The organism is Pseudoalteromonas sp. TB64 (genome assembly GCF_000498095.1).
Lineage (GTDB): Bacteria > Pseudomonadota > Gammaproteobacteria > Enterobacterales > Alteromonadaceae > Pseudoalteromonas.
On the sequence record NZ_AUTQ01000099.1, the window covers coordinates 118,584 to 124,184 of the forward strand.

5 protein-coding genes and 3 pseudogenes (1 of these 8 cut by a window edge) are annotated in these 5,601 nt (G+C 36.4%); 2 read left to right on the top strand and 6 right to left on the bottom strand.

The genetic code is table 11. The features are described 5' to 3' along the window. Together L647_RS01000000123830 and L647_RS01000000123835 are read right to left on the bottom strand one after the other, a co-directional pair. A pseudogene (locus L647_RS01000000123830) lies at positions 1–1,133 on the bottom strand (molybdopterin cofactor-binding domain-containing protein); it reaches 1,111 nt to the left of the window's first position. Next, positions 1,130–1,629, bottom strand: a pseudogene (locus L647_RS01000000123835) ((2Fe-2S)-binding protein). Before L647_RS01000000123835 ends, L647_RS01000000123830 begins: the two co-directional pseudogenes overlap by 4 nt. Positions 1,630–2,071: 442 nt before the next feature. Between L647_RS01000000123835 and L647_RS0107565 the strand changes: the two are divergent. Then, a complete protein-coding gene (locus L647_RS0107565; RefSeq protein WP_024610635.1) occupies positions 2,072–2,269 on the top strand; it encodes a hypothetical protein in 198 nt (65 codons plus the stop codon). A gap of 86 nt (positions 2,270–2,355) precedes the next feature. On the opposite strand, the gene L647_RS0107570 is transcribed toward L647_RS0107565, so the two are convergent. The 3 genes from L647_RS0107570 to L647_RS0107580 all read right to left on the bottom strand — a co-directional run bounded on the left by L647_RS0107570 (position 2,356) and on the right by L647_RS0107580 (position 4,562). After that, positions 2,356–2,799, bottom strand: a complete 444-nt coding sequence (locus L647_RS0107570) for a hypothetical protein (RefSeq protein WP_024610636.1) — start codon at positions 2,797–2,799, stop codon at positions 2,356–2,358. Between the two features lie 314 nt (positions 2,800–3,113). Continuing rightward, entirely contained in the window at positions 3,114–3,596 is a 483-nt protein-coding gene (locus L647_RS0107575; RefSeq protein ID WP_024610637.1) for a hypothetical protein, read from the bottom strand. Positions 3,597–3,794: 198 nt separating this feature from the next. After that, positions 3,795–4,562: a hypothetical protein gene (locus L647_RS0107580; RefSeq protein ID WP_024610638.1), complete on the bottom strand. Its 768-nt coding sequence runs from the start codon at positions 4,560–4,562 to the stop codon at positions 3,795–3,797. Positions 4,563–4,742: 180 nt separating this feature from the next. On the opposite strand from L647_RS0107580, the gene L647_RS0107585 reads away from it, so the two are divergent. After that, positions 4,743–5,297 (top strand): hypothetical protein, encoded by a 555-nt coding sequence (locus L647_RS0107585; protein WP_024610639.1) that lies wholly within the window; start codon positions 4,743–4,745, stop codon positions 5,295–5,297. A gap of 150 nt (positions 5,298–5,447) precedes the next feature. On the opposite strand, the pseudogene L647_RS1000000126215 reads toward L647_RS0107585, so the two are convergent. Continuing rightward, a pseudogene (locus L647_RS1000000126215) lies at positions 5,448–5,601 on the bottom strand (vitamin B12 dependent-methionine synthase activation domain-containing protein); the annotation flags it as partial.

Here is a 5,601-nt window from a genome sequence, read left to right on the forward strand (position 1 = left end):
TTGTGGATTTTGCGTAGCAGCCCATATATCAACACTGTCTTTGTTGTACATAGCTGTTGCACAAGGCGGCTCCATTGGGGCTTGAGCAAGATGCGGCGCGTAATAATCAGCTACCAATTTATTGCTCGATTTAGCCAACACGCCCATGGCATCGCCTTTATCACGTATGTTTGCCTGTGGAGTTTGTACTGTTTTTAATAATGACTTTTTAAATTCTTCTGAATTGTAATCGCCATTTTTGCCATCATCCCACACGACTTTTAATGCTTTACGCCCTTGCCATGCAGCCCATGTATTTTTAGCTATAATCGCAATTCCGCCTTTTGGCTGAAACTGCGGCGCGCCTTTTGGTGCAGGAATTTCAATAACATCTATAACTCCGTTTATCGCTTTTGTAGCACTGGCATCAAATGACTTAACAACACCGCCTACTACAGGTGGGCGTTCAATTATAGCCACCAGCGCTTGTGGTTCGCGTACATCAGCTGCAAATATAGCTTTGCCTGTTACTAAATCGGCTAAATCTATGTGCGCCATGCCGGTATTAATGTAGCGCCATTCTTTGCGTGTTTTAAGTGTTAGTTTGTCAGCTTCTGGTGGCGTTATTGTAAATGCTAAGTCGATTAAATCTTTATAAGTAAGCGATTTACCTGAGCTGTGAGTAACAACGTGCTGGACTGCGGTACATGTTTCTGGTTTTACACCCCAATGCTTAGCGGCAGCATGCTGCATCATGTAACGCACACTTGCGCCCATTTCACGCAGGCGCTGCATGTTGTAGCGAATACNGAGCCATCGGTATTTTGATCGCCGTATTTAGGATCGCCCTTACCCTGAATAACGATTACCTTATCCCACGCGGCTTCCATTTCATCGGCAACTATTTGTGCAATCGCGGTGCGAATTTGCTGCCCCATTTCAGAGCGATGGCACGTTATTTCAACCATGCCGTCTGGGCGCAGTGCAATAAATAAGTTTGCACGTTTTGCCAGCTCAGATGGCTGCTCTAACACACCAGCAATCGCTCTTGGCGCACTGCCTACAAAATAAGTACCGAGTACCAACGCACCTATTGCACTGGTTTTTAAAAACTTACGGCGGTTTAAATCAAAATATTTGTTATCTTGGCTCATACTTCTTCCCCTTGTTCATTTGGGTCAAAATACTGAACACTCGCCATTGTTTTAGCAGCCGACTTAATTGCTTTATGAATACGCGGGTATGTACCACAACGGCAAATATTACCCGACATATTACTTACTATTTCATCGTCGGTTGGGGTTGGGTTTGCTGCTAATAAACTCGCAGCTTGCATCATTTGACCACACTGACAAAAACCACATTGCGGCACTTTATGCTCAACCCATGCTTGTTGCACTGGGTGGTCGCCATCTTCGCTTAACCCTTCAATTGTAGTAATTGAAAGACCCGCTACNCTGCCGCTACAGGTAATATACACGAGCGTTGAGCTACCCCATCAATATGCACGGTACACGCACCACACTGTGCCATGCCACAGCCAAATTTAGGTCCGGTTAAATTCAATTCGTCTCGGAGATACCATAATACTGGCGTTGACGGATCGCCAGAAAACTCATGTTTATTACCATTTATGGTAAGCGTGATCATACAAAACTCCTTGGCAAAGCGCTTTAAAGGACGGTTCCTTGTTGCGCGAGAACTATTTTTAATTACTTACTATTTTATACTTACTACTTTTAGCCTACCACTTAGATCTGTTTTATAAAAATACTAATTATTAGAACGTTTAAATTTTCACCTTATTGAATAAAAACAAAAAATCGAGTACTACCTAAAACAAAGCATGAAATAGCTCTATCTAAACACGTTATTACATTAAAGTGATCAAACTCATGCCAGTAATAATTGCAGCCTGTTATGTATATTTTTTAATAAAAGCTCAGCCTCAAAATTAGCCCACACAACCTAAATTACGCAACCCTATAATATTTATTAAATTAGTGAATAAATGACTTTTTGGTACAGGGCTTGCTACTTTATATATGTAGGTTTATTTCAACCTAAAAGATCCAATAATTAGGAGTCACTCATGAGCAGCGATCGTATCGAAGGTAATTTAAAAGAGCTTAAAGATAGAGCCCAGCAAAAATGGGACAAACTAACGAGCGATGATTTAGACGAAGTAAAAGATAACCGCAAAGAACTTGTTGCTAAAATTCAGCAAAGGTACGATAAAACCAAGCTAGAGGCAGAAACCGAAGTAAATGATTTTGAAAAAGGTCATTAGTTAAATGCATTTTACACTTTCTGAATCATAAACCGCCAATGTTGGCGGTTTTATATTGCGTATTACATAGTAACAACGGTTTAAATTTATATATAAGATAGTTCTATATCTATTTTTACTACGTTATTTTTAGTAGCCCATTGGACTGCCGGACTGTTTTCAATAAAAGCTTTAAAACTATTAACTTCATTTAACGCAGAACACCACTTACTCGTTGTTGAAAGCGCAAACGCAGTATCACTTGGCAAAAACTTAAAGGTCGTACGAAGTTGCTGCATGGCATCTGTTGCGTCATCTACGTCTTCTAAATCAGGGATTATTTGGCGTGTAATATCAACTATAAAATAGTCTTTACTTAAACTATCTCGCCCACACTGAAAAAGAAGCATATCGCCATCATTCTCCATCACCGTGTTTTCAATACGATCGCCCTCGTATAAATCAATAACAAGGTTGATTAGCTGCGCAGTATCGTTATTTTTATAAAATTCAGAGTTCTCAATTTTAAATTTTATGTCTTCTATTTTCATAACAGACCTTAATACATAATAATTTGGTGGGTTAAATAATATTTAATTTTAGTTATTAGTTTACACTTTGGCGTTTTCTAATTTTATAAGTTGCGATAGAACATACTAGCGCTACATTTACAGAATCAATAAATGCATAAATAATGAGGGAAATAACATAGTAATATCTTTATTTAAAAGCGGGTTACCGGCTTTTTACCATAAATAAAAAACCGCTGTTTGGCGGTTTAGTTTATTTAGGTCGTTTTACTGTAGTGTAAATTAATATTTAACTACTTAGCTAAAAAGCTAAAAAGCTAAATTTAAGCATAACGTTACGCTTGAGGCCATGCAGCGGTTCTATATTTTTCAAGCCCTGGCCAAGTATCCATATTTTGAGGATCGTTAATTTTAAAACCACTGTTAGCACCAAATTCTTCGCGAGTTTCATCTAAAAGTAAACTACTCCACAAAAACGTTCTATTGGATTCACCTAAACAATTATGACGAAAAACTGAAATATGAGTAACTACCTCTGATTCACTCATAACGTTTAAAACCTTATTCGCCATATTTAGAAGTTCTTCATGTTCAGAATAAAGCATAATAAAATATAAATTATCTGTCGCTTTAACATTTCTTTTATATTTAATATCATCAGGTTCAATTTCAGAATCGATAGCCGTATCAATAGCACTAATAAATGGCGTAATATCTTTCTCTGCGCTTATAAGAATAAAACATGGATCATCGTAACCACCCACCGTGTTAAGATGTTCTTGAATTAAAGGAGGTATACTTTTTAAAGATTTGCTCATTATTTACTGCCTATTACTACTTATTATTAAAATATATTAAGAGCCTATATTTACTAATTTAAAATTTATATCTATCGATATACAGCCTCTAGCCTATCATCAATTTTGGAGCAACAAGCCTGAACAGAGTCTGTATTTTTGATTTTATTTATATTTAGCCTTATATAATGACTCGTTTTTATTAGCTTGATCATAATTTTATGTATCTGTACCTACAGCACTTATTACATCTTCAGATAAAAGCAGTTCATCGTCTTTGTATACTTCAAGCCAACCTGGCGGCGATGTATCGCAACCAATAATAGTTACTTGTAACACATAACTATAACGACCATTTTTAAACGTATAACTGTGATTTCCGCCACTGCCACTAAACTTTATATCGCCATTTAGTAAAACCATATCAGGCTTATCGCTGAGCTTTTTATTAATACCCCATACTGCATACCGAAAATTCCCATTGCCTAAATCATCAACACGAATATGGTATTTGGCTGTTTTCCAATCGAGTACTGGTTTTTCAAAGTTATTAATACTTGAATGCAAAGATTGCTTATCGTCTTCAATTAAGCTTTTAGCAAGTGCCTGCTCTTTAGTATTTTGTGTATTTACAGCAATAATTTTACCTTCGGTATCTACCCACATAACGCCGTTATTTAGCATAATGCCGCGCCAACCTACTTTCTCCCAATCAGTATCAATGTTTGAACTGGCAATAACTGTCACTAGCTCATCATTAAATACTTCATCAAAGCGGTTAATAAGCTCAACCTCATCTTTAATGTCAGGTATCGGATATCGTCGTTTTAGCGGGTAATAAACAAGCGAGGCAATAGCTGCTTTATCGTCACTTTCAAAGGCTGCAATAACAGGTAAAACGAACTCGTGATATTTTTGCTCAAGCGCAAATGTGTTCAATGTAAAAAGTAGAGATAAGCATAATGCGGTATAACTTAAAAACTTCATTTATAGTCCTTTATATAAAAAAACTTATGAATATTACTTTTAAATTTAATACTGTAATTTGACTTCAACGGGTCGCGAATGCAAGTATAATTAATAACATATAAAAAATGTATAAAGCTCAACCAATCTTGTACAAACCAAATTGAGGTACACCTTAAACAGGTGATTAAAGGGAATTTAATGAAACCTGAAAAAATAACGTTAAGTGAAAGTATAAGGGGTGTTTTTTTATTTATTTTCTTCTTTATGCTCACCATAACTCTACCTATCATCTCATACAGTGAGGTGGCACTAGTTTTTGAAGCTTTAAATGAACATCAGCTAATTTTTGAAGAGAAGAGTTTTGGTGCGAGTTTAATTTTAGGCACGCCAGTGCTTGCAATGCTCACTCGACTAATATTATTAAAAGTAAGAAATATTGAAATAGAGCCTGAGCTTTTAATTAAATGGTATAAGGTCTGTGGAGCTACTTTAATTTTGATGTTATTTTCAGTTCCTACTTATACTTACTTTATTGAAAGTAAAATTAAAGATGAAGGTTACACTATTTGTAATTCGTACACTAGCAGCACTAGGGGAGCACCAGATGTTTGGGTTACCTCTCAACACTACTGCATTGAAAAAGGTTACAGAGTCCGCTCAAAAATAATAGATTGGTTACAACAACAAACTAATGAGCCAACACCAGAAGATGTCATAAAAAAAGTAGATGAGCTACTCGCCAATAGTCCTTAAAATAGCACTTAAAATAGTCCTTATGATTTTTTAAAACACACAAAAAAGCGAGCCTAATTAGGCTCACTTGTTTTTAACTAATAGTTAAATACTGAGCTTTTCTCTTTACTCAGGATCATAACCTAAATTAAGTGATAGCAACCTTTCAGCCTATTCAAGCGCCATATTTGTTGGTTTAGCGTATCTTCAACCTGATCTTTTTGCACTGCCGCTACATCGTAGTATCTAACTTGTGAGTATGAAAAGTACCAGCCAAAAATCGTCTGGCGAGATTGAATACGTTTAGATGTTAGTCCTAACATCT